Source organism: Paenibacillus sp. YAE3 (genome assembly GCF_057546105.1).
In genome coordinates, this window is the sequence record NZ_BAAIYF010000016.1 from 78,260 (window position 1) to 99,316 (window position 21,057).

A 21,057-nucleotide genomic window follows, 5' to 3' on the forward strand; every position below is an offset into this window, starting at 1 on the left:
GCAAACTTATGCCTAGTCAATATCTTTTTTGTGCGCATTTATCAATTTTTTTAAATGTGAAAAAACCCTGTAAAATAAGGGTTTTTCGATAAAAATCCGGGTCGTCTCATGTCGTTTTTTTAACGTTAAAGTCGAAGGGTGTACAGGGGTGGAAATTCGAGTTTTCAAAGATGAATAGACAGGGAATGGGACTTAAGAAGAGATCCAAGAAGGTTTAAATATTGGAAATATAATATAATTATGGATCAATGACGCTATAGTTTTCATGAACAAATCACAGATACAGGATCATAAAAAAGAGGACCAGGGATGTCCCTGACCCTCTTGCTTTGCCGATCTATGAACGCTTGATTCCGACGGTGACGATCTCGCAAGGACCTGCGGTAAGCTCTGCGCGGGCAGAAGCCGTCGCCAGCTTGTCGCTGCTGTCCTCTTCCAAAATCGTCGTCTTGTACATGGAAGCCGTGCCTTGCGTCAGCTCGAGCTTCAAGTCTGCCGTCTCGCGCTTCATGTTGTACCAGCGCAGGATATCGTCGCCGGTATGCTCGCTGACCTTCCAGGCCGAAAATGCCAAGCCGTTGTCCGCTTCCCATGCGTACGGCGCATGGACGGCGTCGATGGCGCCTTCATGCTGCCCGGTTTGCGCGGCAGTCCAAGGGATTTGGAACCGGTACGCTTCCTGGTAAGCTCCCGCTTCGACTCCATCGCCGCTATGAGGGATGATTTCGAGATGGACGGTATGCTCGCCAAGGCATTGGGCTTCAGGCGTAGGGAAATGCCCCCAGTCTCCAAGCTCGCCCACCGAGCGCAGCAGCGTAACGGCAATCGTGTTGCGGCCGTCGCGCAAAACCTCGTATTCGTTCAAGCCGCGGTTTGCGACCGTCAGTCCGGCCCCCTCGCCGCTGACGTCGACGAAGGCCTGCTGGTGCTGCGTATTGCTTGGGTTCTCCCATTCCTTCGCAGGATGGATATCGCGTACCGCCACTTCGAACATCGAGTCGACCTGGTATTTGGAAGCCTCGATATTGGTAGGCATCAGCATGCGCACGCGATGGTCCTTCGCCTGGTTGTTGAAGCTGGCTTCGATGTGAACGCCTTGTCCCTCCCGCTCCAGGCTGACAAACGTGCGGATTTTCATCGGAACGGTTTCTTTCACGCGCTGCGCTTTGCGCACAGGGTAATAAACCAGTTCCACCTGCTCCCGGTCGAGAAGCTCCTCGGCGGACGCCGGAATCTCCCAATCATGCACGATTTCGAGGACGGCCCGGTAAGGCGTGTCTTCGACGACGCGGATGGAAGCCGCGAGATCTTTCGTCGTCAGGGCCTCTTCCCCTTCCGGCTGTTTGTACATGTACTCGTTGCCGATATCGCCGGTGTCCTCGTAGATCATCAGATCGTTAAACACGCGGCCGGTGCGCTTGTCCGTGATCGACAGGCTGCCGTTCGGCGCCGCTTCCACCCGCAGGATGCCGTTTTCGATGACGTTGCCGCCTTTGACCAGGGAATCCTTCTGCACCTGAAGCCCTGGCGCCGCTTCTCCGGAAACGAGCGCATAAGCTTTCAGGCCGAGCGCAGGGATTTGGCTTGCCTCAAACGTCACGCGGACGGCGCGGGCCATATAAGGTTGACGGAACTTATCGTCCGGCAGGTCATAACCGAAACGAAGGCCCAGATCCTCGAGCGTAAAAGCTGCCGGGTTGCCGTCGGCATCCACGACCGCGCGCAAGCCAAGGTCAAAGTCCTTCATTTGGCTTCTCATGTCTTCGAAGGAGTGTCCTTCACGGAAGTATACGCGTTTGACGTCCAGATCGACGGACACGGTGCCGCTGCGTTTCCATCCGGTCGTGTTGAACACGACAAACGGAACAGCATCTTCCCCATAGCTGCCGAATACCGAAGTATTCACAGCATCGGCGACCGCCTGCTTGCTCTCGTCGATGATCGATTCCGCGACGTCGCGGCTTTTCGCAAAACGGGTTACCATTTCGCGATGCACTTCATCCACGCTGCAGCCGCAAATGCTGTCATGCGGATGGTTTTGCATCAACGTTTTCCAAGCATACGTCAGCATGTCATGCGGATATTCCTGTCCGGCAAGACGGGCATACGATGCCAGCGGCTCCGCCACCTTTTCCAGAAGCGTCTGTCCGAGCTGGTTCGTTTGCTTCAGATACACGCGCGAGGAAGCCGTATTGACGAGCGTCCCCCAACCGTCGGTGCGTTGGCTGCGAAGTTCGCCGCGAACGACGGAAAGCTCGCCTTCTTTGGCTTTTTTCACGGCTTCGAGATATTTCGGGAAATTGGAGTGCACGAACTCCGTATCCGGATAAAGCTTCCGGGCCGTCTCCAGCGCCTCCGCCAGGTCGGTTTGGATCGGCTGGTGGTCGCAACCGTTCATGTACAGAAGTTCCGGAGTCGAAGCATACTTCTCGGCGTCTGCCAGCTTTCTGTCCCAGAATGCCTTGGCTTCTTCCGGATCGACCGGAACCTCGTTGCCGTTGCTGTACCAGTTGGCAAACAGGATGCCCAGCACGCGGGAGCCGTCCGGGCCTTCCCAGATCAGCTCGGAGAACGAGGATTCGTAATCGGAATCGGACACCGTGTTGTTGAAGCCCGTCGGTTTCACGCCGCGGCCGAACACCGCATTGTCGATGCCGGATTGGCGCATGAGCTGCGGCGTTTGTCCGACAAGGCCGAACGTGTCCGGGAAATAACCGATTTTGGAAATTTGCCCGTAACGCGCGGCATCCTTATGGCCGACCTGCATGTTGCGGATATTCGCCTCGCCGCTCGTCAGGAACGCATCCTGCAGGATATACCACGGGCCGATGAAAATGCGCCCTTCGCGGATATATTTTTCGAGGCGCTCCTTCTGCTCCGGACGCACCTGCAGGTAGTCCTCCAAAATGATCGTTTGTCCGTCCAGGTAGAAGCTCTTGTATTCCGTGTCCTTTTCCAGCGTATCCATCAGCACGTCCATCAGGCGGATCAAGCGCATGTGGTGTTTTTCATAAGGCAAATACCATTCCCGGTCCCAGTGGGTGTGCGAAATGATATGCGCGGTTCGTTTTGGTTGTGAAGTCATGAAAGTCAATCCCCTTTTCTGTAAGTCCGGGCCTGCCGCTTCATGCGGCCGACCGGCCGAGGAATCCCCGTAATGAGATCATGTGCTTGTCCAATATACGTTTCGTTTTATAATGATCGCTTGCATTGCCGGCTTCTTTCGAACCGTACGGAAGCCTTTCGACTGTCCATTCCACACGAACAATGACAGGTTATGCTCTATATCACAAATCAGGGAATGATTCCCTTTTTTCGTTCAAGTCAAAAATATTCCATCGTCTTGCCACGTCACATATTATACTTAAATATGTCCTCATCGTATAGGGAAACCTGCGATTTTTCCGCAAAATCTTATTACGGTCACATTCATCCCCAGGTGCGTCGTTTCAAAACGACACACGATGATTGCGCCTTAAGCCGTCCAAACGGGATAAAGAACAACTGTCCACCATATGAGGACAGCTGTTCCATACCCGAAAGCCTCCGCGGCCCTGCAGCAAACTCGGTCCATCCTCGTCTGCCGACTTTGGAGCAAGGCCTATCTCATCCCAAAGCCTTTATGCTTGAACGCCTTCCGTGCGGATGGGAACTTCGTCCGGACGGTACACCGCCGTAATGCGGCCTTCCCGGTCCGTGGCAAACAATACGCTCCGGTCGCTTTCCAGCGTAAAGCTATAAGCTGCCCCGGTGCGCGGATCCTGAACCTTGACGGAAGCATCCCAGCCGAACTCGGAGACGAACACGTACAGGTTCCCTTCCTTAAAGCTTAATTTCCGTCCGTATACCCCCGGAAGCTCGCCGCCGGCAATCCAATGCATGTCCTGCCCCACGCCTGCGGCTTCGGCCGCATACTGGTACAGCTCCACGATCGGCTCGTCGCGGCCGTTCAGCTCCAGCGGAAGGCTGCTCCAGATCAGGCGTCCCTTGCCGAGCGGCATGTCGACGACATGGTCCATGGATCCTTGGATTCCATCCGCATCAGCCGGGCTTTCCTTGACGACCTCCGCAATTCGCCGGTGGCCGAAAGAAACGGCCATCGGACGGCCGCCCAGACCCAGCATTTCCTCCCTGCGGACGTTGGCGAGCTTGCGTTTGCCAAGCACCTCGTCCATGCGGTCGCTAGGCCGCCAGTAGGCATCGAGGCCGAGCGGTCCGGTCACGAGAAGCGTTACGCCCGATTCCTTGACGAGGGCGATCAATTCTTCCAGAGCGCCGCTGTCCATATTATGCGGGCTTGGTACCATGATCAGCTTCGGCGTTTGCCGCCGCAGCGCGTCCAAGTGATATTCGGATGCCCCTCGGAACGGAATTTTGAGATCATAGGACATCAGTCGCGTCAGGCGGGTCGTCGATTGGAACGCCAAAGCCCGGTTCGAAAAATCGTTCGAATACGGGAAGACGACGGCGATATCTTCAAGCTCGCGGTCCGTGAACAAGTCACGCGTTTCCGCAATGAACCGGCCAAAATCATAAGAGACGTCGGCCTCCGGCTTTTCCGTGCCGTCCGCCCGCAGGGCGCCGATATGCGACTCGTTAGCGTTGTCCATATAGAAGTTCGTGTTCCAAATCCAGTGAATCGCTCCGGCTCCCCCCGTCGAGAAGGCGTACGCGTATTTGCGCTCCAGAATGTTGCGCAGCTCCGCTTCGGAGCGTTTGGCGCGTCCGTCCGGCGTCTCTACGTACATGATGCCGGTCTCCTGAATCAGGTTCGGCTTGTCGGGCGTTTTGGCGAAAATGCCGTCCCAAACCAAATAATCGTTCAGCCACCAGGAGTGCACGGTCGTATAATCAACGGCCTTTTCATAGAAAAACGGAGAAGGCCGCTGAGCGCCAAGCGCCTCGTCCTGACCGACCGTCACGAGGTGGTTCGGGCACAGTTCTTTGATGGTGCCTACAAGCTGCTCTGCCCAAACGTTGTGCATATCCATCGAGAAGAGGCAGTAATCCAGCCATCTGGTTCCTTTTTTCGCCTTATGCATATCCTGTACGTCGAAGTTGATGTCCTCCGCTTCGGGAATGACCGCCGACTCGAAATCGGGCAGCTGGTCCGGCGACATGTTCCAGGCCTCCTGAAGGCTTCTTATATCGCCGTGACGCTGTTTCAGCCACTTCACGAACGCCTGGCGCTCGAACGGATCCCTTGCGGAACGCGGGCCTTCCGAGAAAATCCGCGGCGGGTCGAACATCGAAGGCTCGTTGATCAAATCCCAATCCACATGGGTCGTCGCCGTATGGCGGCTGACGATGCTGCGGATGAATCTCTTCTGAGCCTCCACGCTTTGCGGATCCAGATAAGGATTGACCCCTTCCCAAGTCTCCGGCGTGAAGGAGAAAAACGTAAAGGTTACCTGCAGACCGTGGCGTTTGGCCGTCAGGAAAAAGGCGTCGATCGCGCGCAGAACCTCTTCCGACGCGTGTCCGTCGACCTGCATGATATTCCGGTATGCCGTCCATACGCCGGTACGGATCCAGTTGATGCCGGCTTTGGCCATTTGGGCCATATCCCGCTCCCAAACGTCTACGTTCGGCAGGAACAGAAACTTGCGGGCCACGTCGGAGGTCATGTACGTCATACCCACGACAGGCAAAGGCCGTCCGTCCTTGACGAAATAGTCGCGGCTGCGGCTGATCGGCTCCCCTTCGGCCAGCAAACGGTCGTCGCGTCCCCAGAAGCCTTGGCGCAATATCCGCACTTCGCCGTCGGGACCTTCCGCGCGGCAGCGAATCCGGTACAATCCGCTCTGAACGTCCAGCGGAACCGGAATGCGGACAAAATTTTGCTCTTTGCTCACTTGGGCTTCGAATTGGTGGTTCCAAACCTCGCCGCCGTCTCCCTCATGGCGGACTTCCAGCGCAAAGCTCCATGTTTCGGGAGCCTCGGCCCGCTCGTCACCGCGCTGCAAAATTTGCGTCTGAAGCGTCAGCACGGCGTGTTCGCCCGTTTCATAGGAAGCATAATTCGGCTTCAGCGAGAGCTCGGTGACCCCTTTGGCGCAAAAACGCGCCCATGCCAATAACCGCTCTGCGCCGCCATTGTCCCAGAATGCCGCCTTCAGCGGCAGGAAAACAAACATCCAGCGCGAACCGGCAAACGTGACGCGGGAGTTTTCCCACAGCACGACCGGCGCGGCGATTTCGCGCCCTTCGGCGCTGACCCCTTTCAGCAGCGGATAAATCTGCGTGCTCATCGGGCCCGCCGATCCCATCTGGTGAGGCAGGTCGCTGCTTTTGGTCGTATGCGGCACGAGGTTCCACACATCGTCCAATTCGAAAAGCCCTTCTTGTCCCGCAAGAAGCGGAATGCTGTCCGAGGCCGCAAGCGAGGCGACCTTCGCCGTATCCACCCGCAAAGCTTCATGAATGTACAGCTCTTGATGGTACGCCGTCTGTTCCGTTTGGGGAACCCAGGATCCGTTCTCCAAAGAAACCGGACGCTTAAAAGGCGCCCCTCCCGCGCTGATCAAACTTCCCCCCCGATGAAGGAAAGCCGATATTTCCGTCCACGCGGATTTTGGAAAATAAGGGGCGTGCAAATTGACGAAACAGCCGTTTTCAAGCCCGCGCAGGGCATCGGCAAGCTCTGCGGCGCCGACGACTTTTACGCCCTCCGTTTTCCCGAACGCCCCGGCCTGCGGGATCAGGCCCGCCGCCGGGAAATCGGGATCGCAAAAAATGATGATTCGGTTTTGGCTCATAGCAATCCTTCCTTCATCGCTTTATAAACCAACTGCGAGAACAGGCTGTTCGACCAAGCGAACCATTTCCGCGTGAAGATGGTCGGGTCGTCGGCATGGAAACCTTCATGCATAAAGCCCGTGTCCGCGTCGGTTGCTTCCAGCATTGCGATCATTTCCAGTTTTTCCTCGGCCGTCTGCGCCGTCAATCCCTGCATGGACAAGGCCATGTGCCAGATATAATTTTCCGGCGTGTGCGGGCTGCCGATGCCTTTGGCCGCCTTGCCTTCGAAATAGAACGGGTTTTCCTTGCTGAGGGCAAACCGTCTCGTATTTTGGTAAATCGGATCGTCGGCCGTCGTGTAGCCCAGGTAAGGAATGGACATCAGTCCCGGCGTGCCCGCGTCGTCCATCAGGCAGTAGTTGCCGAAGCCGTCGGTCTCATAGGCGTAAATCGGCCCGAATTCCGGATGGCGGTAAATGCCGTACAGCTGAATGCCGTGATTGACTTCGATTTCAAGCTCCTTGAGCTCTTCAAGGAGATCCATGTCGCGGAATACCCATTCGGCAAATTCCTGCATTTGGCGCAATGCGACCACCGCGAACATGTTGCCCGGAATGTTGTAATGGAAATCGCAGGCATCGTCGCTGGAGCGGAATCCGGACCAGATCATGCCCGTGTAGTTCACCGGCATCCCCATTCCGTTGTTGCGCAGCGAATCGGTCAAAATGCCGTTGTTCCGCGTGAAACGGTACGGCGACAGCTCAAAATGGCGCTGCTCGGTTTTGAATACGTCGACGATTTTACGCAACGCCGCTTTGAAGTTGGCATCGAAAATATCGGTAAGCTCCGTCTCTTTCCAATACAGGTAGGCTAGACGGATGACAAAGCACAGGGAATCGATTTCAAATTTGCGTTCCCACACCCAAGGCGACATTTCGGTCTTATCGGTGGTATTCCAATGCCAGTCGTTCGCCGATTCGTTGAAGGCATTCGCGTAAGGATCGATTTGAACGTAGTGGATATGGCGTTTGATCAATCCTCCGATGATGCGCTGCAGATCGGCGTCATTTTTGGCAAACGGCACGTAGTGAATCACTTGCTCGACGGAATCCCGAAGCCAGGAGGCGGGAATGTCGCCCGTGATCACGAAGGTCGTTCCATCGTCCATCAGTTTCGTCGTCGTTTCCAGCGTATTCGGGAAACAATTTTTGAACAGCTGAAGCAGCTTGGGCCGGTGGGCCAGCTTCTCTTCGGCTTCTTGGATTACGTCTTGAATAGCCTGCGGCAGCTCAAGCTTAGGCATCGGTATTTTGGGAAGTCTGAATTGTTCCAATTGAAGAACGCTCCTTTGTAAGCAAAAATGAAATATGAAGCACGGTTTGATGGCTAACGAAAAAAGTCATAAAACCGGCATTCCCGCGGGTGAAGACGCGCAAGACCATGCATAGTCCCTGCGGGAACCCGGATTGAAAAACACGGTATATCCTATCGGAATCGGTTATCGGAGGAGTACCGTTTTAATCTCGAACGGAGCAAAAGACAAGGTCAGACGTCCTTCGTCCGGTTCCAGCCTCTGAACGGGCTCCTCCAGCGCATTCGAAAGATAGGCCTCCTCAAAAGCATACGGCCATTGCAATTCGATCTGCTCCCGGCCGCCGGAAGATTCATAGAACCGCAGAATCGCGCCGTTTCCGTCTTCCGCCGGTTTTACCGTATCCAGCACGACATGCCGGCTATCCAAAGATATGAGGGACTGCGCGGCAGGGCGCGTCCCTTTCTTGCCTGCTTGCAGCGGCAGCACGGGGAGCTCTTGGTTCAGTTCCGCCGCATGGCGGACCGTATGGGCGTCTCTCCAGTCGCCGCTGTGCGGAAGCAGCGAATACGTAAAGTCGTGCTCGCCGAGATCGGCGGTTGCATCCGGCCATTTCGGCGCGCGCAGCAGCGACAAACGGATCGTGCTGTCCTGAACGTCATAGCCGTATTTGCAGTCGTTCAACAGGCTGACGCCATAACCATGCTCGGATACGTCCACGAAACGGTGCCCGCATACCTCGTACTGGGCCTGCTCCCAGCTGGTATTGCGGTGTGTCGCCCGTTCCAGCGATCCGAACGGAATTTCATAGGTCGCCTTTTCCGTCACCACGTCGATCGGAAAGCCCACTTTCAGCAGCTTGTGCGCTTCATGCCAGCTGACATGCGTTTGAAAGTCGATCCGTGGATCATGATGATAAAAGATGACGTCCTGCGTGATTTCGGATTGGCCGATCCGCCAACGGAAGCGGAGCACATCCTTGGTGCGTCCCGAGAGTACCAGCCGTTTCTCCAGCAGCTCCGCTTCTCCCGCCGGCTGCTGCTCGTACCGCGTATCGATGTCCCATGCGTCCCATAACGTCGGTCGGTCATGGAAAAAGTGGAACCGGTTCGCTCTCTCGCCCGACTTGACGATCTCCCGCCCGGCTTTTTTGTCGAACAGCCCGATCATCTCGCCGCGCTCGTTAAAACGGGCAAGGTAATAGGAAGTTTCCCATGTATCCCCGAACGCTGCAGCGTCTTCCGTTTCTGAAGAGAATAATGCTTCCGGCGGCGCCTTCAGCCAAACGGTTTTATAGCCGAATGCGGGAATATCCGGCACGTAAACGGATATGCCGCCCTCGACCCGGTCGGTTTCGAGCCTTGCGCCCTGTTCGTCATAAGCCTCCAACGCGCCTTGCTGCGTTTCAATGCGGATCGTCGCGCTTCGGCTCCAGCCCAGGCTGTTGAACACGGCATACGGGATTCCATCCTGCCCGGTCGTGTCGATCGCCGCAGCGATTGCCTGAACGCCTTCCTGCAGCCCCGACTTCCCTTTATTAAAAATTTCTCCGTATTCTTTATCGGAGGTTTCGTACGTTTCCGTAATGGCCGAGCCCGGAATGATGTCATGGAACTGGTTCAACAGAATCAGCTTCCAGCCTTCATGCAGCTGCTGCAATGCGGCTTCCCGCTTCGATGCGGCCATGTCCGGCTGCCCCAACGAATTCCATATTTCCGCTTCCCGGTATAACGCTTCCGCTTTCCGGTTGTTTCGTTTGTTGCGGGCATGGGTCGTATAGGTTCCCCGATGAAGTTCGAGGTACAAGTCGCCACGCCACGTCGGCAGCACGGGATTCGCTTCGGCAATGCCCTCAAAAAACCGCGCCGCGGTGCTATAGCGGCTTGCCGGTTGTCCAACCATCAGTTCGGAGCGGTCGATATATTCCAGCATTTCGCGGGTCACGCCGCCTCCGCCGTCTCCGTGTCCGTAGAGCAGCATCTGCTCGTTATGCCTGGATTTTTCCCGGTAAGACTGCCAATGATCGTGGATGTCTTTCGGCAGCGTATGTTCATTGACGCCATGGTTGAGGTATGACAAAATCGGCGTTCCGTCGATGCCCACCCAATGGAACAGGTCATACGGAAACAGGTTGGTGTCATTCCAGCCCAGCTTGGTCGTCATGAAATAGTCCACTTTTCCGTGCTTTAAAATTTGCGGCAGCGAGGCGCAATACCCAAACGTATCGGGCAGCCATTCGATATTCGACGTCTTGCCGAATTCCTCCTGATAGAACCGCTGTCCGTATAACATTTGGCGGATCAGGGATTCGCCGCTCGGCAGATTCAGGTCGGGCTCGACCCACATGCCCCCGACGAGTTCCCAACGCCCTTCCGCTACGCGGGCCTTCACCCGCTCGAACAGCTCAGGATCGTTGTCCTTCAAAAAGGCGAACAGAAGCGGTTGGCTTTGCGCATACCGGTACTCCGGATATTCTTCCATCAGCCTGTCCACGGTCGAAAACGTCCGGCTGGCCTTGCGCACCGTTTCCCGCACGGGCCACAGCCAGGCGATATCGATGTGCGACTGGCCGATCATATGCTCCAGTCCTTCGGCGTTTCCGCCGATGTCCCGGACTTCCCGTCTTAACTCGGTTTCGATGTCGGCAATCCCGCTGCCTTCGCGGATCGCAGCCGCATCCAGGTTCACGTACCGGTCCATGGCCCGGTACAACGCTTCCATCAGCCTTACCCGCCGGAAGTCCTCCTGCGGCAGCAGCGCGGTGGAATCCCGAACGATCGTAACGGTATACATCAAGCTTTGTACCGCCCGATTCGGTTTGACGAGTTGGCTTATGATCGAAGTGATCGGGGGTTGTATCACGGCCTGTTGGTTCAGCGGATCCACGGGCTCCGGCACCGGATCGAACAGCTCGATTTCCAGCTCCGGAGATTCACCGATGACGCGCGGATCCAGCGTAACGTACGTATGGTTCCGGTCCAGCCCTTGATAGGAAGCTCCATTGACGCGGAGCAATCCTTCTCCGCCCGACTTGAACACAAGGCCAAATGGCTCTTGCGTCCATTCGGCCGGTAGTTGCAGCTTGGTTTTAAAAAAGTAGGTCGTCCCCTGCTTGCTCGGAAACGAGTTCAATCCCTGCCCTTCCGGATAAGGGGCCGAATTCTCGTATTCGCCTGGCAGCTTATAATAAGAACGAGTAATTTCCCAGTGGCGGTACTCCATTTGCTCGAGCCACTGGTTTTCCGACAGTTCGCGAATAAAACGTCTGATCCGTTCCATCATCCATCCTCCCGTACAGTCAAAGACGTACTCAGCGTATCGTTTACGTTCCTTCCGATGTGGACTTGGAACAGGCCCGGTTCAACAACGGGTTCCAGATCCCGCCCAATGTACTGCAGTTGCTCTTTTCCTATTTCAAAAGAAACCGTTTTGGTTTCTCCCGGCGCAAGCTCAACCTTGGCGAACCCTTTCAGTTCCATCAGCGGCCGGCTGGCTTTGCTGACGACATCCGAGATGTAAAGCTGAACAACCTCAGCTCCGGCCATGCTGCCGGTGTTGGTCACATCCACCGATACGATCGCCGATTCGTTCGCTCCGATGGAATCCTTCGTGATGTTCAGGCGGTCATAACCAAAGGTCGTGTAGCTGAGTCCGTATCCGAACGGATACCGCGCTTTCGAGTCTTCCTCCAAATACCGTTTGCCGCGCGACCGTTTGCCGTTGTAATAAACCGGAAGCTGTCCGACATGTTTCGGCACGGACACGGTCAGTCGGCCGGACGGATTGACGTCGCCGAACAAAATGCCTGCCACCGCATGCCCCCCTTCCTGTCCGGGGTACCATGCTTCCAGAATGGCGTCGGCATGCTCGTCGATCCACGGCTCGGCGATCGGACGCCCGTTGATGTAAACGACGATGAAGCGTTTGCCGAGCTTATGGATCTCCTGCATCAGCTCCAGCTGCACGCCGGCAAGGCCGAGCGTCATGCGATCGATCCCTTCGCCGCAGTCCATGTCGTTCCATGAGTTGTCCGAAACCTTCGAAGCCCCCGTTTTCAGGTCGATGGTCCCTTCCCCGAAATCGCGGGCGCTGGAACCGCCAACCACCATCACGACGGTATCCGCTTGCTTCGCGCAAGCGAGCGCGTATTCAAAGCCCTCCCGGTCTTCGCCTTTGATCCGGCATCCGGGTGCGTACAGCACGCGCTCAGACTCTTTCGCTAGCCTTGCCCGGATTCCCTTCAAAACCGTCGCCACTTTTTCCGGCGGCTGCGGCGACGTGTAATCGCCCAACTGGTTGTATCCGGCATCGGCATTCGGCCCGATAACCGCGATTTTCCCGCAGCGGTCATCAAGCGGCAGCGCTCCGTTTTCGTTTTTGAGCAGCACGATGCCTTCTTCGGCAAGCTTGCGCGCCAAACTTACGTGCTTTTCGCTGCCGATGACGCGCGCGGCCCGATCCGGATCCACATAAGGATTGTCGAACAAACCAAGCTTGAACTTCAGGGTCAGCACCCGAAGCACCGCGCGGTCCAATACTTCGACGTTCAGCCGACCTTGATGAAGAGCCTCAAGCAAGTAACGCCCAAACATTTCGCCGGACATTTCCATGTCGATGCCCGCCTCGATCGCCTGCACGGATGCGTCCAGACCATCTTCCGCCACGTCATGTCCCGCAGCCAGCATGTCGATCGCCCCGCAATCGGTAATGACCATGCCGTCGAATCCCCATTGCTTCCGCAGCACTTCTTCCAGCAGCTCGGTATTGACCGTGCACGGCACGCCGTCAATTTCGTTGTAAGCGGGCATGATCGAAGCCGCTCCGGCTTCGACAGCCTTTTTAAACGGATACAGGTCGACTTCCAGCAGCTCGCGCCAGCCCATATGCACCGGGCCGGCATTGCGTCCGCCTTCGGAGCTGCCGTATCCGGCAAAATGCTTCAGCGTGGCCGCTACGCTGCCGTCGCTGTCCAGACGCTCCCCTTGAAGCCCCTGGACCGCCGCGGCCGCAAATTCGCCGATCAGGTACGGGTCTTCGGAGAAACATTCCTCCGTTCGTCCCCAACGCGGATCACGCACCACGTCGAGCACCGGCGAATAAGTTACCGCTCCCCCTTGGGCGCGGGTTTCCGCGGCTACCGCGCGGCACATTTCGCGGTACAGCTCCACGTTCCATGTGCTGCCCAGCAGCAGCGGCACCGGGAATACCGTGCCGTCGATCGCCATATGCCCATGCGAGCATTCCTCCCCGATCAGGATCGGAATGCCGAGACGCGAATGTTCCACGGCGTACCGCTGGATCCGGTTGACGGCCTCGGCGCCTTCTTTGGCCGACAGTCCGTTTTCCAATGTGACGCCGGTCCACGGATCGGCGCGCAGCACCCCGTAGAGGGAGCCTACGCCGCCGTTTTTCACCTGCTCTTTGAACGTTTCCGTCAAAGTCACGGCGCCGTCTTTGTATTCATAGGTTTGCCAGCCGAACGGCTGCACCAGCTGGCCCACCTTTTCTTCCAAAGTCATCAGGCCTAGCAAATGCCCTGCCCTTTCCTCAACCGATTTCGTTTTGTCCTTATAAAGCAACATCTCCACTCTCCCTATCCGTTTCTAGTGATGTTGTTATTCTTTTACGGCACCCACGGTCAAGCCTTGAACAAAATAACGCTGGAAGAACGGATATGCAAAAATGATCGGCAATGTGGCCAGTACGACCATCGCCATCCGGGACGTATCCTGCGGAATGGACTGCAGCGCCGCCATGCTAAGCGAAGTGTTCGCCGAGTTTTGCTGAATGAATTGAATGCTGGATTCGATCCGCATGAGCATCGACTGCAGCGGCACCAAATTCGGATTGTCGATGTACAAGAGAGCGTTAAACCAGTCGTTCCAGTAGCCAAGCGTGCTGAACAAACCGATCGTTGCGAGGCCGGGCAGGGACAAAGGCAGCACGATGCGCAAGAAGATATAGAAATCGCCCGCACCGTCGATCCGTCCCGACTCGATAATCGCCTCGGGAACGCTGGTGCTGTAAAACGTCCGAAGAATCATGATATAAAAAGCATTCATAGCCAGCGGCAAGATAAGGGCCCATAGGCTGTCTTTCAGACCCAACAACTGCGATACGACCATGTAAGTCGGAATCATGCCGCCGTTGAACAGCATCGTCAAAATGGCAAATATGGAGAAAAATCTGCGGTAGCGGAAGCTTTTCCGCGAAATCGCATAAGCGTAAAGCGAAATCAGGATCAAGCTGACGATCGTGCCTACGACAGTGACAAGGATCGTTACCCCGTAAGAACGGAGCAGCGTATCCCCGCTTTGAAATACGAACCGGTAGGCTTCCAGACTCCATTTGGCCGGAAGCAGGCGGTAGCCGTCCGTTGCCAGCGTTTTTTCATCCGTTAAAGAGATGATGACGACGAACAAAAAAGGAAAGACGCATATGAAGGCGAACAATCCCGCGATGATGTTGAGAACGACGTTCCAACCGGGGGACACATGATGAAAATCCCGTTTTTTTCTGATGACCTTCGCCATAATTCTGACACTCCTTTCAAATCTTTTAGAACAGGGCGCTGTCTTTGTCGATTTTGCGCACGACAAAGTTGGAGACGATGACAAGAACAAAACCGACGACCGATTGGTAAAGCCCTGCAGCCGTACTCATGCCGATTTCCCCTGTCGTTTTCAGACCGCGGTATACGTACGTGTCGATTACGTTCGTCACCGAGTAAAGCGTGCCGGAGTCTCTCGGAACTTGATAGAACAGACCGAAGTCGGCATAGAAAATGCGGCCTACCGCAAGCAGCGTCATAATGATGATGATTGGCGAAAGCATCGGAATCGTGATATTGCGGATTTGCTGCCATTTGCTGGCGCCGTCGATCATGGCCGCTTCGTAAAGGGATTTATCGATGCCCATAATCGAAGCCAGGTACACGACGCTGTTATATCCGACCGACTTCCACAAACTGACGAAGATCAATATATATGGCCAATATTTAGGATCCGAATACCATTGAACGGGCTCTGCGCCAAACCAGCCTAGAATCTGGTTCAGCATGCCGCGGTCCATGCTCAGGAAGCTGAACGCAAAATAGCCGACGATGACCCAGGAAAGAAAATACGGGAGGAACATGCCGGTTTGATAAATTTTGGCCATCGTTTTGCCGACGAGCTCGGACAGCAAAACGGCCATCGCGACGGAAAGCACGAGTCCTATAATAATAAATGCGATGTTGTACAATAACGTATTGCGCGTAATGGTGTAAGCATCGTTTGTGCTGAACAGGAACTTGAAGTTGTCCCAGCCTACCCATTTGCTGTTGAAGATGCTGGCCCAAAAGCCGTCGCGGCTGAAACGGTATTGCTTGAAAGCGACGATCGTACCGACAAGCGGCAGATAGGAAAAGAAGAAAAACCATATCGCACCGGGCAGCACCATAAACAGCATGACTTTGTTCTTTAAGAGGTTTTTAAAAAATGCAGCCATCGTGTTCCCTCCTGAATGTTGAAAAATGAAAAAGGATCGGGCGAAATCATCACCCGCCCGATCCCAAAAATGTCGTTCAATTGTTACTTGTTATTTGCGGCTCTCCATTCGTCGAGCTGTTTTTGGGCTTCGGCCATGACTTTGTCAAGACCGGCTTGCTTGAAGGCAGCGATTGCTTTCGGCAGGTAGGTTTCAGGATCTACGGTACCGGTCATCAGGGATGCCCAGAATTGTTCTTTCACGTTTTGAACGGCAGCCATTTCGGTTGCGACTTTCGTGCTGTCAAAGTTGAAGCTCAGAATTGGAGAATTTTTACCCGATGCGTTGAACTTCTTGAATTGATCCCATTTGTCGTCCGGATCATTCGGATTCAGGTAAAGCAGCATGTTGTTGCCCAAAGAGTAAGACGGCATGTCGTAGTTTTTCGATTCCGGAAGGTTTTCCATGTGCTTGTCGTCAACCTTCTTGTAATGAACGCCTTCGATGCCGGAGTCGACCATGTTGCGAAGCACTGGATCCGTGTTCAGCAGGTTCAGGAATTCCATCGCTTTTTCAGGATGTTCGGAGTTGGCCGAAATCGCCATGATCGAACCTTGAACGGAAGTGTTCGTAATGATCGGATCGCTTGCCGGCGACGAAACGACAGGATATCCGTAGCTTGCGGACCAGCTGTTGTCGGCCAGCGGCTGGGTTTGCGCGCGGTCCATGAACCAGTTGCCGGATGTCATCAAGTCGCTCGTCGAACCTGTCGTTGCGGCTTCAGGCGCGATATAACCGGCTTGGTAATACTTGTGCATCGTAGTCAGCGCTTGCTTCATTTCAGGCGTTTCCAAAATGTCCACGATTTTATAATCGGTCGTGTCCAGTTTGACCGCCATTGGCAGGTTCTGAATGACGTAATCGTAAGGAACGTAAGGAACGTAGTTTTTGTCCATGGCGAACGGCGTTACGCCAGGTTCTTTTTCCTTGATCGTCTTCAGAAGCGGCTCGATGCTGTCGAGCGATTTTACTTTCGTGATGTCGAAGTTGTATTTGTCTAACAGCTTTTTGTTAAAGCGCCATACTTCTTGTTGAGGAAGCTCTTTATTGGCAGGAATGCCGTAATTGTGGCCGTCGACCTTGGAGCCTTCCAGGAAAGCAGGATCGATCGTTTTCTTGATGCCTTGTCCGTATTTTTCAAGCAGGTCGTCGAGTTCCATGAACGCGCCTTTTCTTGCGTTTTGCACGTAATCGAATCCGCCCGCCGCCGTGAACACGATATCCATCGGTTCGCCGGATGCTACGTTAACCTGCATTTTTTGCGCGTAATCGCCCCAGTCGACCATTTTCATCGTAACGGTTGCATTGATTTTTTCTTTGGTATATTTGCTCACTTCCGCCATGACCTTGTCCACGTCTTTTTGCGGCGTTCCGATGGTGTACCAGATCAGGTTGACCGGTTTTTCGGAATCTTTTCCTCCGGAGGCGGAATCGCTTTCGGCGCTGTTGCTTCCTCCCCCACAGGCACTGAGGACAAGCGTCAAGGCCGTCAACATGGCCAGTGCGAACGAGAAGCTTTTTTTACTCTTGCTCATGTGTAAATCCTCCCTTTTGAATGCTTCAAGCATCTCTTCCCGGCCCGGCTCGCGGGCGGGCGCCAGATGCGTTTCTCTATTTAAGCGCTCTGGCTTGTCTGTACTAACTAAGTTAACCTTACCGAATGAAAGCAGTTTCAAAAAGAAGATAAATCTAATAAATCAGGGTACAAATTAAAGAAAAGATTCGAATTTTGCATGATTCTGTCAATTCGGCTGAAACCGCTTTTAATTCCCGCTCCGACGCTGATGATAACGCTCTTAATTTTCCTGAAAACAAACAAAAATACTCTGAATGAAAACGGACCCGAATTTTGATGCAAAGTCCATTTTCATCCAGAGTATGCGGCTTGGATCACCCCAAGCTTTTATAATCCGTCGGGGAAATCCCGACGTATTTCCTGAATTGTTTATAGAAGTACCCCGTTTCCCAATAGCCTACGTTCCTAGCGATTTCGTGCACCTTCAGGTTGGTGTTTTTCAGCTGCTCCTTCGCTTTTTCGATCCGGTATTTGTTGATGTATTCCGCAAACGACTCCCCGGTTTCCTTATGGAAAAGCTGTCCCAGATAGACCGGATGGATATGGTATTGCGCGCCAAGCGTTTTCAGCGAAAGTTCATCGGCATAATGCCCGTGAATATAACTGAGCACCTGGCTGACCACCGGGTTCTTGACGTCCTGCAGCAGCGAAGACACCGTTGCTTTGGCCACCGATTGAAGCGAAGCGGCCAGTTCGTCGAATGTGCCGCTGTTCCGGACGTCCGTCAGCGCTTGTTTAAAGATATCCGACTCGTCCGTATGCTTGATCTGCTCCAGCTCCATCTTGAACCGGATGACGAGCTCCAAACCGGCGTTGCGGAGGTCTTCCGGCCGAATGCCCTCCATCCCCTGCATTTGCAGTAAATCCGCTTTGATTCTCCGCTCCAACCCCTCAAGATCCCTGGCCAAAATAAGCTTGCCGTATTCCTCCCAGTGGATGGACAACCGGCCATCGCCGCCATCGCTTCTTCCTTCAAGATTCCCGTAATCCAAAACGGAGCGGTCGGGATACACCATAAAATACTCCAGCGATTTTTTAGCCTGCCTATAGCTGAGCGAAGCTTCCTCCGGAAGCTGCACCACGCTGCCTACCCCGATTCGGACAGGGACGCTTAATGGCGCATATTCGTCGGAAAGACGCTCAAGCCGTTCCATAAAGTTCTTTTTCCCTTCGGTCCAATGCTGCATGCACCCGACCCAAACCAGGTCGCCGTCCACATCTCGGAAAGACGTAATCCCTTCCGATTTGCTCCAACGCTCGCCGATCCGGTTCAAGCGCTCGGTCATATCCCCGTTGGTCCGAATGACGGCAACGATTAAATACGGCTTCATCAAATCAAGCCCCAGCAAATCGGCCCGTTCCCGAAATTCCGCCTCGCCGATTTGTCCCGTCAACCACCGGTAAAGCGTATTGTCCTTCAAAATCTGCATATCGAAGGCATCGTACAGCTCGTCGGATTTCATGCTGTTCATCTTTTCCACCGTATTGCGCAGCGTGGACTCCAGTTCCTCTACGTTGATCGGCTTCAGCAGGTAGTTTTCAATGCCCAGTTTCATACCCTCTTTCAGGTAGTCGAATTCATTAAACCCGCTGAGGATGATCACCTTTAACTCCTGATGAAGCTTCCGGGCTTCAGCGATAAGGCTGAGGCCATCCATCACCGGCATGGATATGTCGGTTATCAGCAGGTCTGCGGGAATCGAAGCCAGCGCCTCCAGCGCCTGCCGTCCGTTTTCCGCGTGCCCGACGATTTCCAGGCCGAAAGACGCCCAGTCCAAAATATCGTACAATCCTTCAATGATAAACGGTTCGTCATCCACAATAAATACTTTATACATGTTCAGCATCCGTTCCTTCCCGGCTTGGATAACGCACGGTAATGACCGTGCCCTCATCCGGCCGACTTTGAATCTCGATTCCGTATGCAGGCCCGTACAGAAAACGGAGACGGCTATGAACGCTTCGGAGTCCGAACATTTTGCCGCTTTCCTCCGGTTTCTCCAGCTCCTCCCGAATTTCGTTCAAGCGATCCGGCTCGATTCCTTTTCCGTTGTCGCGCACTTCGGCGATGAGCATATCGCCTTCTTCCCTGATCTCGACCGACAAGCGGTTATCGTACCTCTCCGTTCGAATGCCGTGAATGATATAGTTCTCTATGATCGGTTGAAGCGATAGCTTCATGACCGCTTTATCGGCGAGCTCCGGGCCATAAGTGATCGTATAATCAAACTTGTCCTTGTACCGTATTCTAAACAGCTCGAGATACAGGCGGCAGGTTTCCAGCTCGTCTTTAAGCGTGTAATTCCTTTTTTGCTGCACCAGGCTTTTGAATAGGACGGACAAGCTATAGATCATTTCCCCGACGTCTTTCGCTCCCTGGGAAATCGCCCTCATCCGGATAACCTCCAACGTGTTATACAAAAAGTGAGGGTTGACTCGGGCCTGAAGCGCGACAAGCTCCGTCTGTTTCTGTTTGATTTCCGCCTTGTATACCCGTTCGATGTACGCATTCAGCTCATCCAGCATATCGTTGAAGCTCCGCGAGATTTGCCCCAGCTCGTCCTCGCGCGGATCGTCGATTCTGGCGGCAAAATCGCCGTTTTTTACCTTCCGCGTAAATTTGATGATCCGGTTGGTCCGATTGGCAAAATTGATGATGAACAACGCCGGGAAAAGAACCGCGAACAAGATGCAAATCGCGCTGATCGTAATGATCGTCTGCCGCACGCCCGAATAGCTTGATGCGATTTCATTTTTCGGAACGGCGCCAATGACCACGTATCCCCCTTCGGCGGAGATCAGCTTGTTAATATACATGCTTTCCCCGCTTCGGGTCAGTCCCGCCTGCGGATCATCAAAAAGCGAATCCGTGACGTCCACGTAAGGGTAGGTTTTGCCGTAATATTTTCCTTCCGAATCAAAAAGGACGTCTCCCGACGAAGAAAGGACGACGATGCTTCCTTTGTAGCCGTTTTTATAGGTTTCAAGCGCATTCAAAATGCTGTTGGAATCAAGGTAAACCAAAAATTGGCCGGCATTTTTCAGCTGCTTGTTGTTGATGGGCACTCTAATCGCATATAATTCCTTATCCCATTGATCAGCCGCTTTGCGAATCCAAACGTTCGGAGCCGCGATGCCTTTCGTTTCCATGGCCATAACCTCGGGAATATAGGAATTGGCGAAATTGGTGGAGAGCTGCTTAAACTGTTTGTTCGATTTAAAAATAGAGAGATACTGATGTTCCGACCCGTACAGCATCAGGTTTCGGATATCGCCGTTTTCGTCCATGATATTTTGAAAATATTGAAGCGCGTCCGTCGAATCCCCGTTCGATTGAACATTAAACTGATCCATACGGTGCTGCACGTATTCGGCATAAGGGTTTTCCATTAAAAATGAGATATTGGAAAACAAGGTTTCGTTTCGGTACATGTCCCTTGCAATATTCTCTATCGCATGGTGCCGATTGTCGATGTACCTGCTTACGCTTTCCATGGCGGCTTTTTGGTTATCCAGTTCTTTATTTACGATCGACTGCGACAAGGAGGAAATCATCAGGTATGACAATATTACAATCGTCACAATGGCGATGAAAGTGAAGATCAGAAGGATCTTCATGAACATATTGTTCTTAAAATAGTTTCTGTATATTCTGCCGATTCCCATGAAGCTTCCCTCCTGCAGACGAGTCGATTTGAACATGCGATGATCATCATTATTATAACATAGGGCGGGCAGTTCTCCTTCTTCTCTGCCTCATCTGGCGATTGGGCATCTTTTGAGCTAATTAGCATGCGTTTTTGCCTTTTGAAGAACCCCGCTTGCAAAGCCTTGGGGCCAATCGTCATTGCCCGGGAAATTTGATAATTTGCACAAGTTTCCAATGCTCCGCACCTGAGAG

Annotated in this window: 10 protein-coding genes; all 10 read right to left on the reverse strand. The window is 53.9% G+C overall.

Features of this window, described 5'->3' with window-relative positions:
• Positions 1-337: 337 nt before the first annotated feature.
• Positions 338-3,085 (reverse strand): alpha-mannosidase, encoded by a 2,748-nt coding sequence (locus AC27KL_RS24540; protein WP_487171422.1) that lies wholly within the window; start codon positions 3,083-3,085, stop codon positions 338-340.
• A gap of 535 nt (positions 3,086-3,620) precedes the next feature.
• A complete protein-coding gene (locus AC27KL_RS24545; protein WP_487171423.1) occupies positions 3,621-6,758 on the reverse strand; it encodes a beta-galactosidase in 3,138 nt (1,045 codons plus the stop codon).
• Entirely contained in the window at positions 6,755-8,074 is a 1,320-nt protein-coding gene (locus AC27KL_RS24550; RefSeq protein ID WP_212952028.1) for a glycoside hydrolase family 125 protein, read from the reverse strand. Before AC27KL_RS24550 ends, AC27KL_RS24545 begins: the two co-directional genes overlap by 4 nt.
• 165 nt (positions 8,075-8,239) lie before the next feature.
• Complete coding sequence (locus AC27KL_RS24555; RefSeq protein ID WP_487171424.1) at positions 8,240-11,332, reverse strand: alpha-mannosidase; 3,093 nt, start codon at positions 11,330-11,332, stop codon at positions 8,240-8,242.
• Positions 11,332-13,635: a glycoside hydrolase family 3 N-terminal domain-containing protein gene (locus AC27KL_RS24560; RefSeq protein ID WP_487171425.1), complete on the reverse strand. Its 2,304-nt coding sequence runs from the start codon at positions 13,633-13,635 to the stop codon at positions 11,332-11,334. The genes AC27KL_RS24555 and AC27KL_RS24560 overlap by 1 nt, the downstream gene beginning before the upstream one ends.
• Positions 13,636-13,668: 33 nt before the next feature.
• Positions 13,669-14,586, reverse strand: a complete 918-nt coding sequence (locus tag AC27KL_RS24565; RefSeq protein WP_212952023.1) for a carbohydrate ABC transporter permease — start codon at positions 14,584-14,586, stop codon at positions 13,669-13,671.
• Positions 14,587-14,611: 25 nt separating this feature from the next.
• Positions 14,612-15,541 carry an ABC transporter permease gene (locus tag AC27KL_RS24570; RefSeq protein WP_036710713.1) on the reverse strand — a complete coding sequence of 310 codons (930 nt, stop codon included), beginning with the start codon at positions 15,539-15,541 and terminating at the stop codon, positions 14,612-14,614.
• Between the two features lie 83 nt (positions 15,542-15,624).
• Positions 15,625-17,115: an ABC transporter substrate-binding protein gene (locus tag AC27KL_RS24575; protein WP_036710718.1), complete on the reverse strand. Its 1,491-nt coding sequence runs from the start codon at positions 17,113-17,115 to the stop codon at positions 15,625-15,627.
• Between the two features lie 355 nt (positions 17,116-17,470).
• Complete coding sequence (locus AC27KL_RS24580) at positions 17,471-18,994, reverse strand: response regulator transcription factor (RefSeq protein ID WP_487171426.1); 1,524 nt, start codon at positions 18,992-18,994, stop codon at positions 17,471-17,473.
• A complete protein-coding gene (locus AC27KL_RS24585; protein ID WP_339322834.1) occupies positions 18,987-20,822 on the reverse strand; it encodes a sensor histidine kinase in 1,836 nt (611 codons plus the stop codon). The genes AC27KL_RS24580 and AC27KL_RS24585 overlap by 8 nt, the downstream gene beginning before the upstream one ends.
• Between the last annotated feature and the right edge of the window lie 235 nt (positions 20,823-21,057).